Origin of the sequence: Vibrio albus, from assembly GCF_003144035.1 — a bacterium.
Taxonomy (GTDB): domain Bacteria; phylum Pseudomonadota; class Gammaproteobacteria; order Enterobacterales; family Vibrionaceae; genus Vibrio; species Vibrio albus.
Window position 1 is genome coordinate 105,297 of the sequence record NZ_QFWT01000006.1, and the last position, 19,433, is coordinate 124,729.

Here is a 19,433-nt window from a genome sequence, read left to right on the forward strand (position 1 = left end):
CAGATGACAACCAATAGTTTGATGCAGATGGCAGAAGCCCAGCAACTTATGTTAGGCAAGATGCAGACAATGGAATCGCTGGCACAGCCCAACTTTGTGGTGGCGGCCAATCCATTTGACCAAACCGTATCTGCCGCGGAGATGACCAACAAAGTCACACTGAATGAGCCGCTTTCTTTTTCCGGTGCCATGCGTCAGGTGCTTGATACGGTCAATGCACAGCAGACGGATGCCAGTAACCGTATGACCGCAGTTGAAACGGGAAAAAGCGATGATTTGGTGGGGGCTATGATTGCCAGTCAGAAAGCCAGCCTTTCTTTTTCTGCCCTGATGCAGGTGCGAAACAAGGTGGTGGCTTCTTTTGAAGATGTGATGAAAATGCCGGTGTAAATAACGATGTCTGAAGTAATCCCTCAACCTGTGCCGGCTTCACCAGCGGACATGCAGGCTAACCCATATATTGAACGTGCCAAATCAATGTGGAACAGCAGTCAGCGCAATCTGGTTCTGTCTGCGGCACTGGCGGCAATTGTTGCTGCCATCATTGTCGTGGCTCTGTGGAGTTCGACGCAGAACTATCGTCCTTTGTACGGGAATCAGGAGCGGTTTGATACCGGCGAAATTGTGTCGGTACTGGAAACCGAAGGTATCCCGTATCGTCTGCAGGAAGAAAACGGTCAGGTGCTGGTGGAAGAAGGCGAAGTCGCCCGTATCCGGATGCTGCTGGCGTCTAAAGGGGTCAAGGCTCAGTTACCGACCGGGCTGGATTCCTTACAGGAGGACTCGTCTCTCGGTACCAGCCAGTTTATGGAAACAGCACGTTATCGCCATGGCCTGGAAGGGGAGTTGGTGCGTACCATTCTTTCTCTGAACGCCGTGTCGAATGCCCGGGTACACCTTGCGATTCCGCGTCAGACTTTGTTCGTCCGCCAGAATGCTCAGGCACCATCAGCCTCTGTGATGTTGGAACTCAAAGGCGGGGAAGACCTGAAAGCCGGGCAGGTCGAAGCCATCATTAATCTGGTCACAGGCAGTGTGACCGGTATGAAAGCTGAACATGTATCGGTAGTGGATCAGTATGGCCGGCTGCTTAGTGCGGATATCGGCTCTGAAGAATCCGGCAGAGTGAATGCGAAGTACCTGGATTATCAGAAGCAACTGGAGAAGCAGGTGATTCAGCGGGCTGCGGATATGCTGACTCCGATTGTCGGGGCGAGCAACTTCCGGGTTCAGGTGGCGGCCGATCTTGATTTCAGCCGTACGGAAGAGACCCGTGAAATCGTGGATTCGGATCCTGTGGTGCAGAATGAACACCGCATTCAGAACGCGTCGGTTGATCAGATAGCACTGGGCGTTCCCGGTACCCTGAGTAATGAGCCTCCGGTGGTACAGGGTGAGGACAACACTGAAGACAGCCAGAATACCAGTGAACGCACGGAAATAAACCGACAGTATGCCGTAGGCAGCAGTGTCCGGCATACCCGTTATCAGCAGGGCAAACTGAATAAGCTGACGGTGTCAGTGTTGCTGAACTCTGCAGTGGCCCCGACAGCGGCTGGCTGGAGTGACGCTGACAAGCAACAGATCAGCACCATGATTCGTGATGCGGTAGGTATTTCAGCGGAACGTGGGGATCAACTGAGTATTATGAGCTTTAACTTTACGCCGGTAGAAATAGAAGCGCCGCCGGTGATTCCGTGGTGGCAGGATCCGACAATTCAGCAGCCGATACGTTATGTGATTGGCGGTGTTCTGGGGCTGTCGATGATTTTCTTTGTGTTGCGGCCTCTGGTTCTGCACCTGACCGGTATTGAGCGTAAGGATGATGAGCTGAAATTTGCGCCACCGGAAGAAGAAGACGAATACGATAGCAGCCTGCAGACACGAGCGGAACGTGAGCACGAAAAAGTGCTTAACCAGCGTTTATCTGACCGGGGTATCGATGTCTCCAGTTCAGGACTGGATGCGAGCAGTGATCTGCTGCCACCACCGGGATCACCGCTGGAAATTCAGCTGAAACACCTGCAGTTGATAGCCAGTGAAGAACCGACACGGGTTGCTGAAGTTCTTAAGCAATGGGTCAATGTTAACGAACAGAGTACGCAAAATGAGTCAGCTGAATAATGTAGAAAAAACAGCCCTGGTTCTGCTGGGAATGGGGGAGGATGCCGCGGCTCAGGTATTACAGCATTTCAGCCGGGATGAAGTGCAGCGCGTTACCCGGGCAATGGCAAAACTGAACGGCATAAAAAGCGACAGCGCCAAGCAGGTTATCCACCGTTTCTTTCAGGATTTTAAAGAGCATAGTGGTATCCGCGGGGCGTCGAAAGAATATCTGTCCAATACGTTGCATAAAGCCTTGGGTAACGATCTGGCCAAAGGACTGCTGAACAATATTTACGGCGATGAAATACGCAATAACATGCAGCGCCTGCAGTGGGTGGATACGGATCTGCTGGCGAAATTTATCAGTCAGGAACACCCGCAGATGCAGGCGATCTTTCTGGCGTATCTGCCGGCGGAAACCTCCTCACAGGTACTGACGCTTATGCCTCAGGACCGCCATGACGAATTGTTGTACCGGGTGGCGCGTATTCAGGAAATTGACCACGAAGTGGCCCGGGATCTGAATGAGCTGATTGAGCGCTGTATTGAATTTATGTCAGCGAACCACGGTACGGCCGTATCCGGACCAAAACAGGCTGCCGATATACTGAATCGTTTCGAAGGGGATCGCGGGCAGTTGATGGAGCTGTTGAAGCTGCATGATGAATCTGTGGTGTCAGAAATTGAAGAGAATATGTTCGACTTTATGGTGCTGGGCAGACAGAACGAAAAAACCATGGACCGTCTGGTTCAGGAAGTGTCAGTCGAGCTATGGGCGATTGCTCTGAAAGGGGCTGAGATCCGCCTGCAGCAAGCCATAAAACAGTCCATGCCACAACGTATGATTAAGGCGCTGGAAGATGAGATGGCCTTGAAAGGGGCGATGGCAGTCAGCCGGGTTGAGAGAGCCCGGCAGGATATTATGCAGATTGCCAGAGAGTTGTCAGACGGTGGTGAGATCGAATTGAGCCTGTATCAGGAACAGACGGTGGAATAGCGATGAAAGCAACCAATGTGATGCGTTTATCTCCAGCTCAATACCGTAAGCACCGTTTTCCTCCGGTTGCCGAACCGATGCAGGAGTCCATGGCCGCTTTTCTGGATGAAGATCAGGATATCCTGGATGCGCGGGCAGAATTGCAGCAGCGCCTGGAAGACGGATTTCAGCAGGGTATCCAGCAGGGCCATGAAGAAGGTATGCAGCAGGGGCTGCAACAGGGCAAACAGCAAGGCTTGCTGGAAGGACAGAAAGAGGGCTTCCAGAAAGGCTTTGTGAATGGTGAACGTTCAGGTAAAGAGAGCTTTATTGAAGCAGCCCGCCCAGTGCATGAATTGCTGGAAAAAATGACTCGCTGGCAGAATGACAGAGAACGTGAACAGCGTGAACACATTTGCGAATTGGTACAGAAGGTCGCTCAGCGGGTGATTCGGGCAGAACTGACCCTGATGCCACAGCAGATTCTGGCGCTGGTGGATGAAACCCTGGACTCATTGCCGGGTAAGACAGAAAAAGTGGTCGTCCACCTTAACCCGCAGGATCTGGAGCGGATCAGTAATATTAATGCTGACTTGCCAGCGGCATGGAAACTGGTGGCTGACAATCAGCTACCAGCTGGCGGGTGTCAGTTGGTGACCGATCACGCAGAAGCGGATGTCAGTTGTGATGCCCGTCTGGAAACCTGTATGCAGAACGTGCGGGAACATCTGCTGGGTGACGCTTCGTCCGCTGAACCCATAGAAATCCAGAAAGACTCCGGGGCCTCCGGTGAGTGATGGCCAATTAGCCACCCGGCTGAATGATGCGCTCGCATCACTGGAATCGGTGCCTGTTGCTAAAGTAACAGGACGACTGGTGAAGGTAACTGGCCTGATGCTGCAGGCGGTAGGTTGTCGCTTTAAACTGGAACAGCGTTGTCTGGTAGAGACCGATAACGGTGTGATGACGGAGGCTCAGGTCGTCGGTTTTGATCATCACACCGCTTATCTGATGCCGATTCGTCAGTTGGGTGGGCTGTTTGCCGGGGCTAAAGTGATTCCGCTGCAAGAGAGTAGCACAGTACAGATCAGCTTTGACTGGATAGGGCGTATTGTTAACGGTCTTGGTGAACCATTAGATGATGGTCCACCATTGGACAGAGGTGACTGGTTATCGCTTGACCCTAGTCCGATAAATCCCCTTAAACGACGCCCGGTGGATACTCCTCTGGATGTCGGAGTGCGTGCCATCAATGGGTTGCTTACATTAGGTAAAGGACAGCGCGTAGGTTTAATGGCCGGCAGTGGTGTCGGCAAAAGTGTCCTGATGGGCATGATCACCAAAAACACCTCTGCCGACGTGATTGTGGTCGGCCTGATCGGTGAGCGTGGCCGGGAAGTTCGTGAGTTCATTGAACGCAGCCTTGGCCCGGAAGGGATGCAGAAAGCGATAGTGATTGCCGCTCCTGCGGATGAATCCCCCCTTATGCGCCTGCGGGCGACCAAGCTTTGTCACCGGGTTGCGGAATACTTCCGTGATCAGGGAAAAGATGTATTACTGCTGATGGACTCCCTGACCCGCTATGCGATGGCCCAGCGGGAAATCGCCCTTTCTCTCGGTGAACCACCGGCCTCAAGAGGCTATCCACCTTCGGTATTCAGCCTGTTGCCTCAGCTATTAGAACGTGCCGGCAACGGCGAGCATCCTGATGGTAGTCTGACAGCAATTTATACCGTTCTGGCGGATGGCGATGACCAGCTGGACCCTGTGGTGGATTCTGCCCGGGCCATTCTGGATGGTCATGTCGTATTATCCCGCACCCTTGCAGAGCAGGGGCACTATCCCGCCATTGATATCAATGCGTCTATCAGCCGTTGTATGAACAGCTGTACTCAGTCTTCTCATGTGACGGTCGCTAATCAGTTCCGTCAGCTCAATGCTAACTATCAACAGGTGAAGGAGCTGCTTCCTCTGGGAGGATATCAGGCAGGCCAGGATCCTGAACTGGATCAGGCCGTCACAATGCAGCCCGCTCTGAAAGCGTATTTACAACAGGGGATAGAGGAAAGGTCTGACTACGTGACCAGCCTGACCCAACTGGCCGAATTGTTCAGTCCATCCCAACCGCAGGGAATCAATGGTGGACAGTAAGTTACGTGCCGTCAGTAAGTTACAGAAAATCGCCGAGAAACAGCGTGAGCAACAAGGTATGTTGCTGGAACAGCTACGCCATCAGGCCGAGCATTACCAGCAGCAACTGGAGTTATTAGGTGAGCTCCACTCCGGGTGTGCGAAGCGTGTGGTATCCGGAGCCTGTAGCAGTGTGGTTCTGCAGAATACGGCCGGAGCCCGGACAATGCTAGCGGGTGCTCTTAATCATCACCGACATGAGAAAGCGGTGCTCGATGCGGAGTGTGAGCATTCCAGAAAACAGCTGGAAGTCTGCCATGCCAAAGTAAAGGGGCTGGAGAACGTCGTCGAGCGCTGGCAGAAAAAGCAGCAGTATGAGCAGGCCAGACAGGAACAGAAACGGATAGAAGAGATTATCAATGCGCGATATAAAAAATCCCGGCTCTGAGAAGAGCCGGGATTTTTATCATGTGAGTTCAGAAAGTCACTTAAGCCAGTGCTTCCATCTTACCTTTGATGATTTCAGAGTGAGTACCGAATACTGCCTGGAAGTTATCGCCTTTTGCGAATACGCCCGCTGCACCCAGCTCTTTCAGTTTGTTAGTGTCGACTTTGCTGCCATCGTTAACCGTTACACGCAGACGAGTGATACATGCGTCCAGGTCTTTGATGTTTGCTTTACCGCCGAATGCCATCGTGATGTTTTGCGCCAGTTCGTCACCGCTTGTTTCAACTGCAACGTTAGACTCAGCTTCATCTTCACGGCCTGGAGTTTTCAGGTCAAACGCTTTGATTAGCGCAGTGAATACGAAGAAGTACAGAGCGGCGTAGCACAGGCCGACAACAGGCAGCATCCAACCGTTAGTTGACTGACCGAACAGCAGAGTAAAGTCGAACAGACCGTGGCTGAAAGTCGTACCGTGTTTAATGCCCAGCATAATCATCACAACGAATGCAGAACCAGCCATCAGTGCGTGTGCTGCATACAGAGCAGGCGCAACGAACAGGAATGCGAATTCGATAGGTTCAGTAATACCAGTCAGGAATGAAGTCAGTGCAGCAGAACCCAGGATTGAAGCCACTTTCAGTTTGTTTTCTGGTTTAGCCGTTACGTACATTGCCAGACACGCAGCAGGCAGACCGAACATTTTGAACATGTAGCCACCAGCCAGGTTACCCGCAGTAGGGTCGCCAGCCAGGTAACGAGGGATTTCACCAGTTACCACTTCACCAGCAGCAGTCGTGAACTGACCAACTTCATAGAAGAATGGTGCGTTCCAGATGTGGTGCAGACCGAATGGGATCAGAGAACGTTCAACGATACCGTAGATACCGAATGCAACTTCAGGAGACTGATACGCAGCCCACTCAGAGAACGCTTCGATACCGGCACCGATTGGTTGCCAGATAACCGCCAGAAGACCAGCAACCACACAGGCAGCCAGAGAGGTAACGATAGGAACGAAACGTTTACCACCGAAGAAGCCAAGGTAAGTTGGCAGCTGGATAGTATGGTACTTGTTAAACAGTTGTCCGGCGACCAGACCCATGATAACACCACCGAATACCCCGGTTTCCGTACCCGGAGCGACAACGCCCAGTACGCGAACCATGGTCAGGTAACCCAGACCAGCAGCCAGAGCGGCCACACCGTCGTTCTTAGTAAAGCCAAGCGCTACACCGATAGCGAACAGCAGTGACATGTTAGCAAACACACCCAGACCGGCCTCAGTCATAACCTGAGCGACGATGTCTGGCAGGAATTTAGCAACTTCAGAGTTACCACCGATACCCAGCAGAATACCTGCAGCTGGCATACAGGCAACAGGAAGCATTAAGCTGCGTCCCATTTTCTGCATAGTACCAAATACGTTCATATGAACCTCCGATAATTAATATTTACCTTATTAGATAGTAATAAGAAATATTGATTTAATTTTAAATTAAGGATGTTTAATTATCAGTGTTATTAAATAAACTGCGTAGAAACTTAGTTCCATGGAAAAAGGTTTAATTACACTGAAAATTGATTTTTTAAATTATGTCTTAGTCGACGATGATTATATTAATAGATTAGGAAAAATAATTTCGAGTGCGCCGTCACGCTGAATGTAACATAACGTAACATAGCGCAAGCCTTGCGTAATATAGATAATAATAAAAGCCCGGCTCTGAGAGTCGGGCTTGGTATCAGGAGAGGTCAGAAAGTCACTTAAGCCAGTGCTTCCATCTTACCTTTGATGATTTCAGAGTGAGTACCGAATACTGCCTGGAAGTTATCGCCTTTTGCGAATACGCCCGCTGCACCCAGCTCTTTCAGTTTGTTAGTGTCGACTTTGCTGCCATCGTTAACCGTTACACGCAGACGAGTGATACATGCGTCCAGGTCTTTGATGTTTGCTTTACCGCCGAATGCCATCGTGATGTTTTGCGCCAGTTCGTCACCGCTTGTTTCAACTGCAACGTTAGACTCAGCTTCATCTTCACGGCCTGGAGTTTTCAGGTCAAACGCTTTGATTAGCGCAGTGAATACGAAGAAGTACAGAGCGGCGTAGCACAGGCCGACAACAGGCAGCATCCAACCGTTAGTTGACTGACCGAACAGCAGAGTAAAGTCGAACAGACCGTGGCTGAAAGTCGTACCGTGTTTAATGCCCAGCATAATCATCACAACGAATGCAGAACCAGCCATCAGTGCGTGTGCTGCATACAGAGCAGGCGCAACGAACAGGAATGCGAATTCGATAGGTTCAGTAATACCAGTCAGGAATGAAGTCAGTGCAGCAGAACCCAGGATTGAAGCCACTTTCAGTTTGTTTTCTGGTTTAGCCGTTACGTACATTGCCAGACACGCAGCAGGCAGACCGAACATTTTGAACATGTAGCCACCAGCCAGGTTACCCGCAGTAGGGTCGCCAGCCAGGTAACGAGGGATTTCACCAGTTACCACTTCACCAGCAGCAGTCGTGAACTGACCAACTTCATAGAAGAATGGTGCGTTCCAGATGTGGTGCAGACCGAATGGGATCAGAGAACGTTCAACGATACCGTAGATACCGAATGCAACTTCAGGAGACTGATACGCAGCCCACTCAGAGAACGCTTCGATACCGGCACCGATTGGTTGCCAGATAACCGCCAGAAGACCAGCAACCACACAGGCAGCCAGAGAGGTAACGATAGGAACGAAACGTTTACCACCGAAGAAGCCAAGGTAAGTTGGCAGCTGGATAGTATGGTACTTGTTAAACAGTTGTCCGGCGACCAGACCCATGATAACACCACCGAATACCCCGGTTTCCGTACCCGGAGCGACAACGCCCAGTACGCGAACCATGGTCAGGTAACCCAGACCAGCAGCCAGAGCGGCCACACCGTCGTTCTTAGTAAAGCCAAGCGCTACACCGATAGCGAACAGCAGTGACATGTTAGCAAACACACCCAGACCGGCCTCAGTCATAACCTGAGCGACGATGTCTGGCAGGAATTTAGCAACTTCAGAGTTACCACCGATACCCAGCAGAATACCTGCAGCTGGCATACAGGCAACAGGAAGCATCAGGCTGCGTCCCATTTTCTGCATAGTACCAAATACGTTCATACGAACCTCCAATATTAACGCCTTTATTAATATCTTTATTAAAAAGGCGTTGGGTTTAGTTGTAGAGTAATTTTATTTTGATTATTCGTGTGATTTTATAAATTGCTTAGAGGGGGAACTAAGTAATAAAAATGTATTTCACACTGAAAATCTATTTATTGAAAAATTTATTGTCTCAGTTGACGATGAGTATATTAATTGGAAGGAAAAAACTTTTTCGAGTGCACCGTCACGCTGAACGTAACATAACGTAACATAGCGCAAGTCTTGCGTAAGGACATGGTAAAGTGCGGTTAAGTTTTTATATTGGTTAGCTCAGAATCCCGGATAGCTATGGGTTATGGCAAAGTTTGTGGGAAATATAAGCTTATTGAGGCATATGATTTTGTATCATCAAAGTACCTTAAAAGTCGAGTCAGATCACAAAAGAGCCGCCGATATTCAGCTTTGAATATGAAATGGATGAAAAGTGCCCGTATTTGTAAGATTCTTGACTCAATAGTAATCATTCAAGAAGTTGTTAGGGATGAACGGAAATATACATACAAATAAGCGTATTCTTGTTGTCGATGATGATCAGGAGATCCGTGAGCTGTTAGATGAGTACCTGACTAAGATGGGTTATACCGTGGTGCTGGCATCAGAAGGGGAAGAGATGAAGCAGCGCCTGCTGGAAGGTGAGCCGGATCTGATCCTGCTGGATGTAATGATGCCGGGAGAGGATGGATTTACCTTGTGTCAGTATGTACGCAAGACCTCCAATGTGCCGATAATGATGCTGACCGCTGTGTCAGAAGAAACGGATCAGATTGTAGGTCTGGAGCTCGGAGCAGATGATTACGTGGCAAAACCTTTTAGTCCCCGCCAGTTAACGGCACGTATCAAAGCGCTTCTTCGCCGTACACAGGTAACCGAAACTCCTCAGGTAAAACCTCAGGTGCTTAAGTTTGCCAACTGGCAACTGCACGTACAGTCACACACGTTGAAAAACCTGGGTTCGGGAGAAGAGTCAGAGTTGTCAGGTAAGGACTTCACTCTTTTGATGCTATTTTTGGAACATCCTAATGAAATTCTGGATCGTGACTCCATCTCTCAGGTGATGAAGGGCCGCGATGCGCTGCCGATGGAGAGGGGTATTGATGTCCAGCTCAGCCGTCTGCGTAACCGTCTTGGAGACAGTGGTAAGAGTCCTAAACTGATCAAAACCATGCGTGGTGATGGCTATATTCTGGCTGCTGATGTAACCCATGAAAATTGAAGATTACTCTGAATGGTACCAGGACGGGTGGCAGCTGCTTAGGGACCAGATAGCGCCTCTGATACCTCGTTCTCTGGTTTCCCGTACACTGTGGCTGACGTTGTTGTCGGTTATCCTCGCGCAGCTTATCGCTACCGGGATCTGGTATACCCAGACCAAATACCGAGAGCTGGAAGGTCTGCGTTCTACCTCCGCCAGTATGGCGAATAACTTCGCCTCTACGGTCAACTACTTCCAGTCACTGCCGACCGAATACCGGCATATTATTTTAGAACAGCTGCGCAATATGGGGGGTACCCGCTTTTTCGTTTCTTTTAACGAAGAAGAAATCGATATCGAGCCTATCCCGAATAATGAAACCAAGCAGGCAGCGGTAGAAGTGTTTCAGGAGGTGTTACATAAGAAATTACCCCGGCTGCAGCATATTAATGTCGAGTTCTCCAAGCCGGAAAGCCTGCACGTGCTGAGCAACGATATTCTGCTGACCGACCTCCCTAAATCCTGGGCACACTATACGTTGAGTCTGGAGCCTCTGAACCCGCCGATACTGGTGGTGCAGATAGAGCTGGCCAAAGATGAGTGGTTTTATATCGCAGCACTGTTACCATCCCCTTATGTGATGATGGAAGATGAAGTGATCTCGAACCAGCAGATCTTTTTTATTCTGTTTATTACCGCCCTGCTGATGACCTTTACCTATACCATGGTACGCAAGCAGGTTAAGCCGCTGAAACGTCTGGCTCAGGCCGCCAATGCTTTAAGTATGGACATTGACCAGCCTCCTCTGAAAGAGCAGGGAGCATCGGAGCTGGTGACAGCAACTCAGGCCTTTAACCGAATGCAGATGCGTTTGCGGCGGTATATTGAAGACCGCGAGCGCCTGTTCAGCTCTATTTCCCATGATCTGAAAACCCCCATCACCCGGCTGAGGATTCGGGCTGAATTGATTGAAGATGAGCAGCGAACTCTGAAATTCAACCGTGATCTGGATGAGCTGGAAATGATGGTGAAAGGTGCGCTGCAGGCGGTAAAAGATACCGATATTCATGAAAACATTGAAGAAGTGGATGTCATGGAAATGCTCAGTAGTATCGCGGAATCTCATAATGCTGGGCACCAGAAAGTGTATGTCCATCCGGCCTTGCTGTTTCCGTTCCGTTGCAAGCCGCTGGCCCTGAAGCGTTGTCTGTCGAATCTGATCGATAACGGGGTCAAATACGGTTATTACGTAACGGTGATCCCTTATGATACGCCGGAAGCGCTGGAGCTGGTGATTAAGGATGAAGGTCCCGGTATTCCCGAGGAGCAGATGGAGGATGTGTTTAAACCGCATTTTCGTCTGGCGACGGATAAAGACGGGCATGGTCTGGGCATGGGGATTGCGAAAAGTATTGTGCATGCCCACGGTGGGGAGATGAGTATTCAGAACCGTATGGAGGGCGGACTGCAGGTACGGGTCAGCCTGCCAAGGGCATCGGAAAGTTAACCATTGTTTTTTAAGTAAAACGTATTTTTAGTTAGTGTTTTTTTAGGTAAGTAATTTGTAGGTAAGTAAAGTATGTTTGTCAGGCTATTATCGTTATTGAGTATGATGTGTTTCAGCATATCAGCACTCGCTACAGAGCTGGAGGTGTTGCACTGGTGGACATCCGGAGGGGAAACCCGTTCCGCACAGTTGTTAAAGAGTATGATGGAAGAGCAGGGCTTTTCCTGGAAAGATTTCGCCGTCGCCGGTGGTGGTGGTGAAAGCGCGATGCTGGTACTGAAGGCAAGAGCGGTTTCCGGTAATCCGCCAACGGCGGCTCAGATCAAAGGCCATGATATTCAGGAATGGGCAAAGCTGGGCTTTTTAACCAATCTGGATGGGGTCGCTCAGCAAGATCAGTGGGATGCCTTGTTACCTGACCTGGTCTCTGACCTGATGAAATATCAGGGAAAGTATGTTGCGGTGCCGGTAAATATTCACCGCGCCAACTGGCTATGGGCCAATCCGGCGATTTTCCACAAGGTTGGAGTTGACTATCCCAGTACGCTGGATGAATTTTTTGTGGCAGCGGATGCCATCAAAGCGGCAGGCTATCTGCCTTTGGCTCATGGTAGTGAATCCTGGCAGGACGTCACGCTGTTTGAAAGTGTGGCGCTGGCGGTACTGGGTAAAGAGAAATACCGCAAGGCATTTGTTGATCTGGATATGGATACCCTTTCCGGAGAGCAGATGGTGGCAGTATTCCGTTATTTTCAGAAATTCCGTGATTATATTGACCCGGAGGCAGAAGGCCGGGAATGGTTTGTATCGACCAGTATGGTGGGCAATGGAGAGGCCGCCATGCAATTAATGGGCGACTGGGCCAAAGGGGAGTTTACTGCTACGGGTAAAGTGGCGGGAAAAGACTATGTATGTCTGCCTGCTCCCGGAACCGGGGGAATCTTTAGCTACAATATCGACAGCTTTGTCTTTTTTAAATCTCCGGACGGTATTCAGAAAGAAGCTCAGGAAGCATTAGCCCAGTCGATTATGGCCAAGCCGTTTCAGAAAGAATTTAACGCGGCTAAGGGGTCCCTTCCTGTACGGACGGATATTCCGCTAGACTCATTTGACCGCTGTTCCAAGTCTTCGGTTTCCGCTTATAAACAGGCCCACAATCACGATAATCTGGTCCCGAGCCTGTCTCAGAGTATGGCAACCACGACTTACGTCCTGAGTGCGATTTCGGATGTGGTGACCAACTTCTTCCACGACCCGTTTTCGGATCCGGAAAAAGCCGCGGACCGCCTGGCCCGGGCCGTTAAGGCCGCCTTGTAGGCTTTTTCAATTGTTGTATCACCAGCCCGCCAACGATAAGACATAAGCCGATAATCGTTGACGGGTGAATGACTTCCCCGATGATCTGAGCCAGCAGAAACAGGGAAATAAAGGGTGAGACAAAAATCAGGTTACTGATGCGCGATGTATTTTGGGTGGACTTTAAAGCGGTCAGCCAGAGTACGAAGGTAATCCCCATCTCGAACAGTCCCACATAACTGACGGCGGCCCATTTATTTAATGCTGATGGCCAGTGTGCATTTTCATACAGCGTCAGGGCGACGGCAAAAGGCAGCGCCAGCGTAAAGCCCAGAAACACACTCACCACGGGATCAGCGGTATTTTTGGTATTCAGAATCCAGTAACCGGCCCAGAGCAGGGTAGACAACAGAGCTAACCCTACCCCCGCCGGGCTGTCGAAATTCAGTGCCAGCAGATCACCTTTGGTGGCAATCACCACCACACCAGAGTATCCCAGCAGGCAGGCCAGCCAGTCCTGCTTACGGATCTTTTGCCCCAGAAACAGTGCTGCCATGAAGGTCAGAGTAATGGCCCAGCTGTAGTTGAGCGGTTGCGCCAGTGAGGCAGGCAGCAGGTCATAGGCCTTAAACAGGATCAGGTAATAGCCAAGCGGGTTAATCAGCCCCAATAATAAGAAAAATAGAGGGTTAGCTGAAAATGTAGGTAATACCTGACTTCGCTTGCCCTGAACGCCGCAAATGACCCCAAGCGCCAGAACCGATACCGCACTGGCCACTGTCAGCATCTGAATAGGGGTAAAGGCTTCCAGTGTCAGCTTAAAAGCGGTGGCGACCGTTGACCACAGCAGTACAGCCGCAAGAGCAAAGCCAAATGCCCGGCGTTCGTTGATCATTTGATCTCTCCTTTCTCTTTAGCTGGTTAGTTTACTCTGTTTGTAGTGAGAATGCAGATTACAGAGCGCTCGCAGGCTCCCTGTGAGAATACAGAAAAGAGACCAGATTGCTTTACTGCAAGAAGCTAGAAACTATAAAACCCAATGTATTGATCCGTGAGTGCAATCATTGGGGTTTCTGTATTCTCGAAGCGTAGCGCTCTGTATTCTTTCTCTAGCCTCTATCTTCGAGAAAAACTGGACATCCATCCAGTACATTAATACCATCAAACCAGTACAAACAGATTCAGGCTGAAACGATGCAGTGGATAATCGAATATCAGAACATAGTGCTCAGTGTACTGGCTGGCGGAGGCATTTCCGCTCTGGCGGCGGGCTGGTGGGTGAAACAGAAAATGTGTTTTCAGTATCAGTTACTGGAACAGCAGGCAGAAGCGGACCAAAAACTGTTGATCAGCAAAGTAGCCACTTTAGAGGTTTCACTGGAGGAGGCTGAAACCGAGCTGCATCAACTGGATCGGGAAAGGGACAAATCCGTATTCGAATTAAAGCAGTCGCACGGTAAGTTGATGGCGGCAATGGAAAAACTGCGTTACTTTGATGCGGTTAGTCAGGAAAAGCAGCAGTTATCCGGTTTGCTGGAAACCGCGCGGGAAGAAGTGGGGCGACTGAAAGCAGATTTGCGTGAGCAGGAAGCCCGGCATCAGGAAGAAAGTAAAGCGGCACAGGAAAAGCTGCAGTTACTGGAACAGGCGGAGCAGCGTCTGAAACAAGAGTTTGAACAGCTGGCTAATCAGCTGTTTGAAGCCAAAACTGCCAAGGTCGATCAGCAGAATAAACTGAGCCTTGAAGGACTGTTGACGCCACTGAAAGAGCAGTTAGAAGGGTTCAAAAAGCAGGTCAGCGATAGCTTTGGTGCCGAAGCGAAAGAGCGACATACACTGGTGCATGAAATCCGCCACCTGCAGAAACTGAATGAGCAGATGTCCCGTGAGGCCGTCAACCTGACTCAGGCCCTGAAAGGAGATAATAAACAGCAAGGGAACTGGGGTGAGGTGGTGCTTGCCCGTGTGCTGGCGGAATCCGGCCTGCGGGAAGGGCATGAATACGAAACACAGGTGAGTCTGCAAAATGAATCTGGCAAGCGTTATCAGCCGGATGTGATTGTTCACTTACCGGATGATAAGCAGGTGGTGGTGGATTCCAAAATGGCCCTGGTGGCTTACGAGCGTTTCTTCCATGCCGACACCGATGAAGAGCGCCGGCAGGCTCTGAACAATCACCTTACGGCGCTGCGTGCGCACATTAAGGGGCTGAGCCAGAAAGATTATCATCAGTTGAAAGGGATTCAGAGCCTGGATTATGTGCTGATGTTCATTCCTGTCGAACCGGCTTTTCAACTGGCGATTGAGGCTGATCCGAGCCTGGTCAGCGATGCCATGGAAAAGAATATCATTCTGGTCAGTCCAACGACTCTGCTGGTGGCCCTGCGTACGATAGACAATCTATGGCGCAATGAACGGCAGAATCAGAATGCCCAGCTTATCGCAGAACGGGCAGCCAGGCTGTATGACAAGCTGCGCCTGTTCCTGACGGACATGGAGCAGATCGGTACTTCTCTGGATAAGGCCAGTCAGAATTATCAGGGCGCGATGAACAAACTGCTCACCGGCCGGGGCAACGTATTACGTCAGGCGGAAAGCTTTAAGGAGCTTGGGGTTGAGGTAAAACGTCCTATCCCGGAGAGTATAATGCAGCAGCACCAGTCAATGGAGCAGAAACCCCGGCTAAATAACGCGCATACAGAAAGACAACCGGATCAGGATCCAGTAAACTGAGCGGCCATAATCCCTTAATTAAGGACAAAGGGAGTCTAGTGAGGAAAACATGACAGATATCAGTGTAGATTCAGGTGCTGCCGTTCAGGCTGAAGATACGACCCACTTTGGGTTTCAAACCGTTGCAAAAGAACAAAAAGCAGAGAAAGTAGCGGACGTATTTCATTCTGTGGCAAGCAAGTATGACCTGATGAATGATTTAATGTCCGGTGGTATTCACCGGATTTGGAAACGCTTTACCATTGATTGCAGTGGGGCTCGTCCGGGACAACGTATTCTTGATTTAGGTGGCGGTACAGGCGATCTGACCGCGAAGTTCTCCCGTATTGTGGGTGATAAAGGTCAGGTTATTCTGGCGGATATCAATAATTCTATGCTGAATGTCGGCCGGGATAAGCTGCGCGACAGCGGCATTGTGGGTAATGTGCATTATGTTCAGGCCAATGCCGAAGAGCTGCCGTTTCCGGATGACTATTTTGACTGTATTACCATCAGTTTTTGTTTGCGCAATGTGACAGACAAAGAGAAAGCTCTGCGTTCTATGTACCGGGTACTGAAACCGGGTGGCCGGTTGTTGGTGCTGGAATTTTCTAAGCCAAAATTCAAAGCATTATCTAAAATTTATGATGCGTACTCTTTCCATCTGTTACCAAAAATGGGCAAACTTATCACCCGAGATGCCGAGAGTTATCGCTATCTGGCGGAGTCTATTCGTATGCACCCTGATCAGGATACACTGCAGGGAATGATGGATGAGGCCGGGTATGAAAACACTCGTTACTATAATTTAACAGGTGGAATCGTCGCTCTTCATCGCGGCTATAAATTCTGATCCTTCACTGCCTGAGATGACCGCTTATGCCATTTGAGCCTCTTGCTACCGGAATACTGGAAACCGCACTGAATACTCTGATTAATGACCAGCCAGCGTATCGCAGACAGCTGGCCCGGTTAAAAGGAAAAGTCTTGCAGTTATATATTCTGGAACTGAAACAAACACTGACGTTTGTGTTCAGTCATCAGGTGGATGTACTGGCAGCCTATGAGGGAGAGCCGGACTGTTTTATCTCTCTGAGCCTAGCCGTTCTGCCGGAATTCCGCCAGCAACCGGAGATTACCCGGCTGATTAAAGAAGATAAGCTGGACCTCAAAGGTGATCATCAATTGGCGCAGCAGTTTGCTCAGTTGATGTCCGACTGTAAGCCGGATCTGGAAGAATGGCTTTCCCGTATCACTGGCGATGTGGTTGCGCATACTCTGATGCAGGGAGCCCGGGATACGGGGTGCTGGCTGAAGCAGCAGGCGCAGCGGAAGCAACGGCATCTTGCTGAAGCACTGACGGAAGAGTGGAAAATTGCTCCGCCGCCACTGGAGATCGCGTATTTTTGCGATCAGGTCGATGAGCTAACCAAACAGGTCGAGCAAGCGGATAACCGGTTACGGCAGCTGGCTGACAAGATATTGAGTTAACATAAGAAGACGCAGCTAATAATACCTATGACGCCTACAGAATTACGCCGTTTATGCCGCATTATTCACGTTCAGCTGGAGTACGGTCTGGACGAGTTTCTTCCTCAGCACCAACTGACCAAACTGCCTAAGCTGGTCAGAAAAGCCCTGTTCTGGATAAAGAATAAACATGGGGATAAACCTCTGGGAGTAAGGTTACGCCTTGCTTTACAGGAGCTCGGGCCTGTCTGGATAAAGTTTGGCCAGATGATGTCGACGCGGCGTGACTTGTTTCCGCCTCACCTGGCGGATGAACTGGCGCTGCTGCAGGACCGTGTTGAGCCTTTCGCCGGGGAACTGGCCAGGCAGCAGATGGAAGCGGCATTGGGCGGTAAGCTGGAAAACTGGTTTACTGACTTTGATATTAAGCCGCTTGCTTCGGCATCGATTGCTCAGGTGCATACCGCCAGACTGAAAGAGACCGGTCAGGAAGTGGTATTGAAGATCATTCGCCCGGATATCGGCCCGGTGATTGATGCGGATATTCGTCTGATGCACCGTATGGCCCGAATTATCGCCAGAATTCTGCCCAATAGCCGCCGGCTGAAACCGGTTGAGGTGGTGCGTGAATATGAGAAGACTCTGATTGATGAGCTGGATCTGCGCCGGGAAGCGGCCAACGCTATCCAGCTAAGACGTAACTTTGAAGGCAGTGAAGAGCTGTATGTCCCCGAGGTGATCACTGACCTGAGCAGTGAAACCCTGATGGTTTCCGAACGTATTTACGGGATCCAGGTGTCTGATATCGAAGGCCTGAGAGCCAACGGTACCAACATGAAACTGCTGGCGGAACGTGGCGTGACCGTCTTCTTTACTCAGGTGTTCCGGGACAGTTTTTTTCATGCCGATATGCATCCGGGGAATGTATTTGTGAACCCTGAGCATCCGGAAAATCCGCAATGGATTGGTTTGGACTGCGGTATTGTCGGTACTCTGAATAGTGAAGATAAACGCTATCTGGCAGAAAACCTGCTAGGCTTCTTTAACCGTGATTACCGTAAAGTGGCTCAGTTGCATGTCGATTCCGGCTGGGTTCCGGCAGATACCAATATTGATGAGTTTGCTGCAGCTCTGCGTATTGTCTGCGAACCGATCTTTGCCAAACCGCTGGGAGAGATCTCTTTTGGGCATGTATTGCTGAATCTGTTTAATGTGGCTCGCCGGTTTGATATGGAAGTGCAGCCGCAACTGGTTTTGCTGCAAAAGACTCTATTATATATAGAGGGGCTGGGCCGACAGCTGTACCCACAACTCGATTTATGGACCACAGCCAAGCCGTTTCTGGAAAACTGGATGGCTAATCAGGTCGGGCCTCAGGCGGTTATCCGGGCGATAAAGGAGAAAGCGCCTTTCTGGGCAGAGCAGTTACCGGAGTTGCCGGAGCTGCTGTATGACAGCCTGAAGCAGAGTAAGGCCGTTAACCAGAAAATGAGCGAGTTTTATCAGGGATACCGGGATACGAAAAAACAGCATGCCACCGGCAAGCTACTGTTTGGTATGGGGGCGACGTTGGTGGTGTGTTCGGCGATACTGACGACAACACCGTATACCGGGCTGACGCTGGGTTGCAGTCTTGCCGGGATCACACTTTGGCTGTTTAGTTGGCGGGTACACCGTAAATAGTCGAAAAATCTCGTGGAAATTCGTATCTTAAGGTAAGTTAACGAGAATAAATCTTCGGAGTAGATGATATGGGTGGAATTAGTATCTGGCAGCTGCTGATCATTGCTGTCATTGTTGTTTTACTGTTTGGAACCAAGAAACTGCGTAATATCGGCGGAGATCTGGGATCCGCGGTAAAAGGGTTCAAGAACGCCATGAATGATGATGAAGATGCGGATAAAAAAGACAAAGATGCAGACTTTGAGCAACAAAATATAGAGAAGAAAGACACCGCGTCTTCAGAAACCGACAGTAAAAAAGAGAAAAAACAGGGCTAACCCGTGTTTGATATCGGTTTTTGGGAGCTTGTCCTGATCGCTGTTGTCGGCCTGGTAGTGTTGGGGCCGGAACGTCTGCCCGTTGCCATTCGGACGGTGGCCAGGTTCATCCATAGTGCCAGAACGATGGCGAATGGTGTGAAAGATGAACTGTCACATGAGCTGAAAATTCAGGAACTTCAGGAGCAGCTCAAGCAGAAACAGAAGCATATGGAGGAGCAGCTGAAGCCTGATTTGGATGGCGCAGCTGACACTTTTAAGCAGGCCAGGCAGGATGTGGACGAAACGGTAAACAACACGTCCCGTTCCTCCTCTGCTGAGTCGGTGACTGATGAAGCTACTACTCAGAATAAAGCCGATAATAAATCAGAATAGCCTGGCCAGGCTATTCTTCGTCT

The 19,433-nt window shown here is 50.1% G+C and carries 18 protein-coding genes; 15 read left to right on the forward strand and 3 right to left on the reverse strand.

Annotated features, from left to right (window positions below; translation table 11 throughout):
- Positions 1-3 precede the first annotated feature (3 nt).
- From fliE to fliJ, 6 genes are read left to right on the forward strand one after another with little or no spacing between them, the layout of a single operon-like run.
- The gene (gene fliE, locus DI392_RS12010; protein WP_109320147.1) at positions 4-390 is read left to right on the forward strand and encodes a flagellar hook-basal body complex protein FliE; all 387 of its coding nucleotides are present in this window, start codon (positions 4-6) and stop codon (positions 388-390) included.
- Between the two features lie 51 nt (positions 391-441).
- On the forward strand, positions 442-2,124 hold the full coding sequence (fliF, locus tag DI392_RS12015) for a flagellar basal-body MS-ring/collar protein FliF (RefSeq protein WP_245884049.1): 1,683 nt from the start codon (positions 442-444) through the stop codon (positions 2,122-2,124).
- Positions 2,108-3,103 (forward strand): flagellar motor switch protein FliG, encoded by a 996-nt coding sequence (locus tag DI392_RS12020; RefSeq protein ID WP_245884040.1) that lies wholly within the window; start codon positions 2,108-2,110, stop codon positions 3,101-3,103. The genes fliF and DI392_RS12020 overlap by 17 nt, the downstream gene beginning before the upstream one ends.
- A gap of 20 nt (positions 3,104-3,123) precedes the next feature.
- Complete coding sequence (gene fliH / locus DI392_RS12025; RefSeq protein WP_109320290.1) at positions 3,124-3,879, forward strand: flagellar assembly protein FliH; 756 nt, start codon at positions 3,124-3,126, stop codon at positions 3,877-3,879.
- A complete protein-coding gene (gene fliI / locus DI392_RS12030; protein ID WP_109320150.1) occupies positions 3,872-5,233 on the forward strand; it encodes a flagellar protein export ATPase FliI in 1,362 nt (453 codons plus the stop codon). The genes fliH and fliI overlap by 8 nt, the downstream gene beginning before the upstream one ends.
- Positions 5,223-5,660, forward strand: a complete 438-nt coding sequence (gene fliJ / locus DI392_RS12035) for a flagellar export protein FliJ (RefSeq protein WP_181388416.1) — start codon at positions 5,223-5,225, stop codon at positions 5,658-5,660. The genes fliI and fliJ overlap by 11 nt, the downstream gene beginning before the upstream one ends.
- A gap of 40 nt (positions 5,661-5,700) precedes the next feature.
- Here fliJ and ptsG (DI392_RS12040) read toward each other — a convergent pair whose 3' ends face one another.
- Positions 5,701-7,089, reverse strand: coding sequence for a PTS glucose transporter subunit IIBC (ptsG, locus tag DI392_RS12040; protein WP_109320152.1), 1,389 nt, complete (start codon positions 7,087-7,089; stop codon positions 5,701-5,703).
- 335 nt (positions 7,090-7,424) lie between these two features.
- Positions 7,425-8,813 carry a PTS glucose transporter subunit IIBC gene (gene ptsG / locus DI392_RS12045; protein ID WP_109320152.1) on the reverse strand — a complete coding sequence of 463 codons (1,389 nt, stop codon included), beginning with the start codon at positions 8,811-8,813 and terminating at the stop codon, positions 7,425-7,427.
- A gap of 538 nt (positions 8,814-9,351) precedes the next feature.
- Between ptsG (DI392_RS12045) and DI392_RS12050 the strand changes: the two genes are divergently transcribed.
- From DI392_RS12050 to DI392_RS12060, 3 genes are all read left to right on the forward strand, one after another.
- Positions 9,352-10,071 carry a response regulator gene (locus DI392_RS12050; RefSeq protein ID WP_109320291.1) on the forward strand — a complete coding sequence of 240 codons (720 nt, stop codon included), beginning with the start codon at positions 9,352-9,354 and terminating at the stop codon, positions 10,069-10,071.
- A complete protein-coding gene (locus tag DI392_RS12055) occupies positions 10,061-11,557 on the forward strand; it encodes an ATP-binding protein (protein WP_109320153.1) in 1,497 nt (498 codons plus the stop codon). The genes DI392_RS12050 and DI392_RS12055 overlap by 11 nt, the downstream gene beginning before the upstream one ends.
- Before the next feature lie 72 nt (positions 11,558-11,629).
- Entirely contained in the window at positions 11,630-12,874 is a 1,245-nt protein-coding gene (locus DI392_RS12060) for an ABC transporter substrate-binding protein (protein WP_109320154.1), read from the forward strand.
- Here DI392_RS12060 and DI392_RS12065 read toward each other — a convergent pair.
- The gene (locus DI392_RS12065) at positions 12,858-13,745 is read right to left on the reverse strand and encodes a DMT family transporter (protein WP_109320292.1); all 888 of its coding nucleotides are present in this window, start codon (positions 13,743-13,745) and stop codon (positions 12,858-12,860) included. The genes DI392_RS12060 and DI392_RS12065 overlap by 17 nt on opposite strands.
- Before the next feature lie 302 nt (positions 13,746-14,047).
- On the opposite strand from DI392_RS12065, the gene rmuC reads away from it, so the two are divergent.
- The 6 genes from rmuC (at position 14,048) to tatB (ending at position 19,410) form a co-directional block, all read left to right on the forward strand.
- A complete protein-coding gene (rmuC, locus tag DI392_RS12070) occupies positions 14,048-15,586 on the forward strand; it encodes a DNA recombination protein RmuC (protein ID WP_109320155.1) in 1,539 nt (512 codons plus the stop codon).
- Positions 15,587-15,635: 49 nt separating this feature from the next.
- Complete coding sequence (gene ubiE, locus DI392_RS12075) at positions 15,636-16,418, forward strand: bifunctional demethylmenaquinone methyltransferase/2-methoxy-6-polyprenyl-1,4-benzoquinol methylase UbiE (RefSeq protein WP_109320156.1); 783 nt, start codon at positions 15,636-15,638, stop codon at positions 16,416-16,418.
- A gap of 26 nt (positions 16,419-16,444) precedes the next feature.
- A complete protein-coding gene (locus DI392_RS12080) occupies positions 16,445-17,056 on the forward strand; it encodes a ubiquinone biosynthesis accessory factor UbiJ (RefSeq protein ID WP_109320157.1) in 612 nt (203 codons plus the stop codon).
- A gap of 27 nt (positions 17,057-17,083) precedes the next feature.
- Positions 17,084-18,718, forward strand: a complete 1,635-nt coding sequence (ubiB, locus tag DI392_RS12085; protein WP_109320158.1) for a ubiquinone biosynthesis regulatory protein kinase UbiB — start codon at positions 17,084-17,086, stop codon at positions 18,716-18,718.
- 68 nt (positions 18,719-18,786) lie between these two features.
- Positions 18,787-19,035 (forward strand): Sec-independent protein translocase subunit TatA, encoded by a 249-nt coding sequence (gene tatA / locus DI392_RS12090; protein ID WP_109320159.1) that lies wholly within the window; start codon positions 18,787-18,789, stop codon positions 19,033-19,035.
- A 3-nt stretch (positions 19,036-19,038) separates the two neighbouring features.
- Positions 19,039-19,410: a Sec-independent protein translocase protein TatB gene (gene tatB / locus DI392_RS12095; RefSeq protein WP_109320160.1), complete on the forward strand. Its 372-nt coding sequence runs from the start codon at positions 19,039-19,041 to the stop codon at positions 19,408-19,410.
- The last annotated feature ends 23 nt before the right edge of the window (positions 19,411-19,433 follow it).

What these genes read in the sequence shown, in the direction of transcription:
- fliE (WP_109320147.1), top strand. Translation starts at nt 4, where the DNA reads ATGACAACCAATAGTTTGATGCAGATGGCAGAAGCCCAGCAACTTATG.
- fliF (WP_245884049.1), top strand. Translation starts at nt 442, where the DNA reads ATGCAGGCTAACCCATATATTGAACGTGCCAAATCAATGTGGAACAGC.
- DI392_RS12020 (WP_245884040.1), top strand. Translation starts at nt 2,108, where the DNA reads ATGAGTCAGCTGAATAATGTAGAAAAAACAGCCCTGGTTCTGCTGGGA.
- fliH (WP_109320290.1), top strand. Translation starts at nt 3,124, where the DNA reads ATGCGTTTATCTCCAGCTCAATACCGTAAGCACCGTTTTCCTCCGGTT.
- ptsG (WP_109320152.1), bottom strand. Translation starts at nt 7,089, where the DNA reads ATGAACGTATTTGGTACTATGCAGAAAATGGGACGCAGCTTAATGCTT.
- ptsG (WP_109320152.1), bottom strand. Translation starts at nt 8,813, where the DNA reads ATGAACGTATTTGGTACTATGCAGAAAATGGGACGCAGCCTGATGCTT.
- DI392_RS12055 (WP_109320153.1), top strand. Translation starts at nt 10,061, where the DNA reads ATGAAAATTGAAGATTACTCTGAATGGTACCAGGACGGGTGGCAGCTG.
- DI392_RS12060 (WP_109320154.1), top strand. Translation starts at nt 11,630, where the DNA reads ATGTTTGTCAGGCTATTATCGTTATTGAGTATGATGTGTTTCAGCATA.
- rmuC (WP_109320155.1), top strand. Translation starts at nt 14,048, where the DNA reads ATGCAGTGGATAATCGAATATCAGAACATAGTGCTCAGTGTACTGGCT.
- ubiE (WP_109320156.1), top strand. Translation starts at nt 15,636, where the DNA reads ATGACAGATATCAGTGTAGATTCAGGTGCTGCCGTTCAGGCTGAAGAT.
- DI392_RS12080 (WP_109320157.1), top strand. Translation starts at nt 16,445, where the DNA reads ATGCCATTTGAGCCTCTTGCTACCGGAATACTGGAAACCGCACTGAAT.
- ubiB (WP_109320158.1), top strand. Translation starts at nt 17,084, where the DNA reads ATGACGCCTACAGAATTACGCCGTTTATGCCGCATTATTCACGTTCAG.
- tatA (WP_109320159.1), top strand. Translation starts at nt 18,787, where the DNA reads ATGGGTGGAATTAGTATCTGGCAGCTGCTGATCATTGCTGTCATTGTT.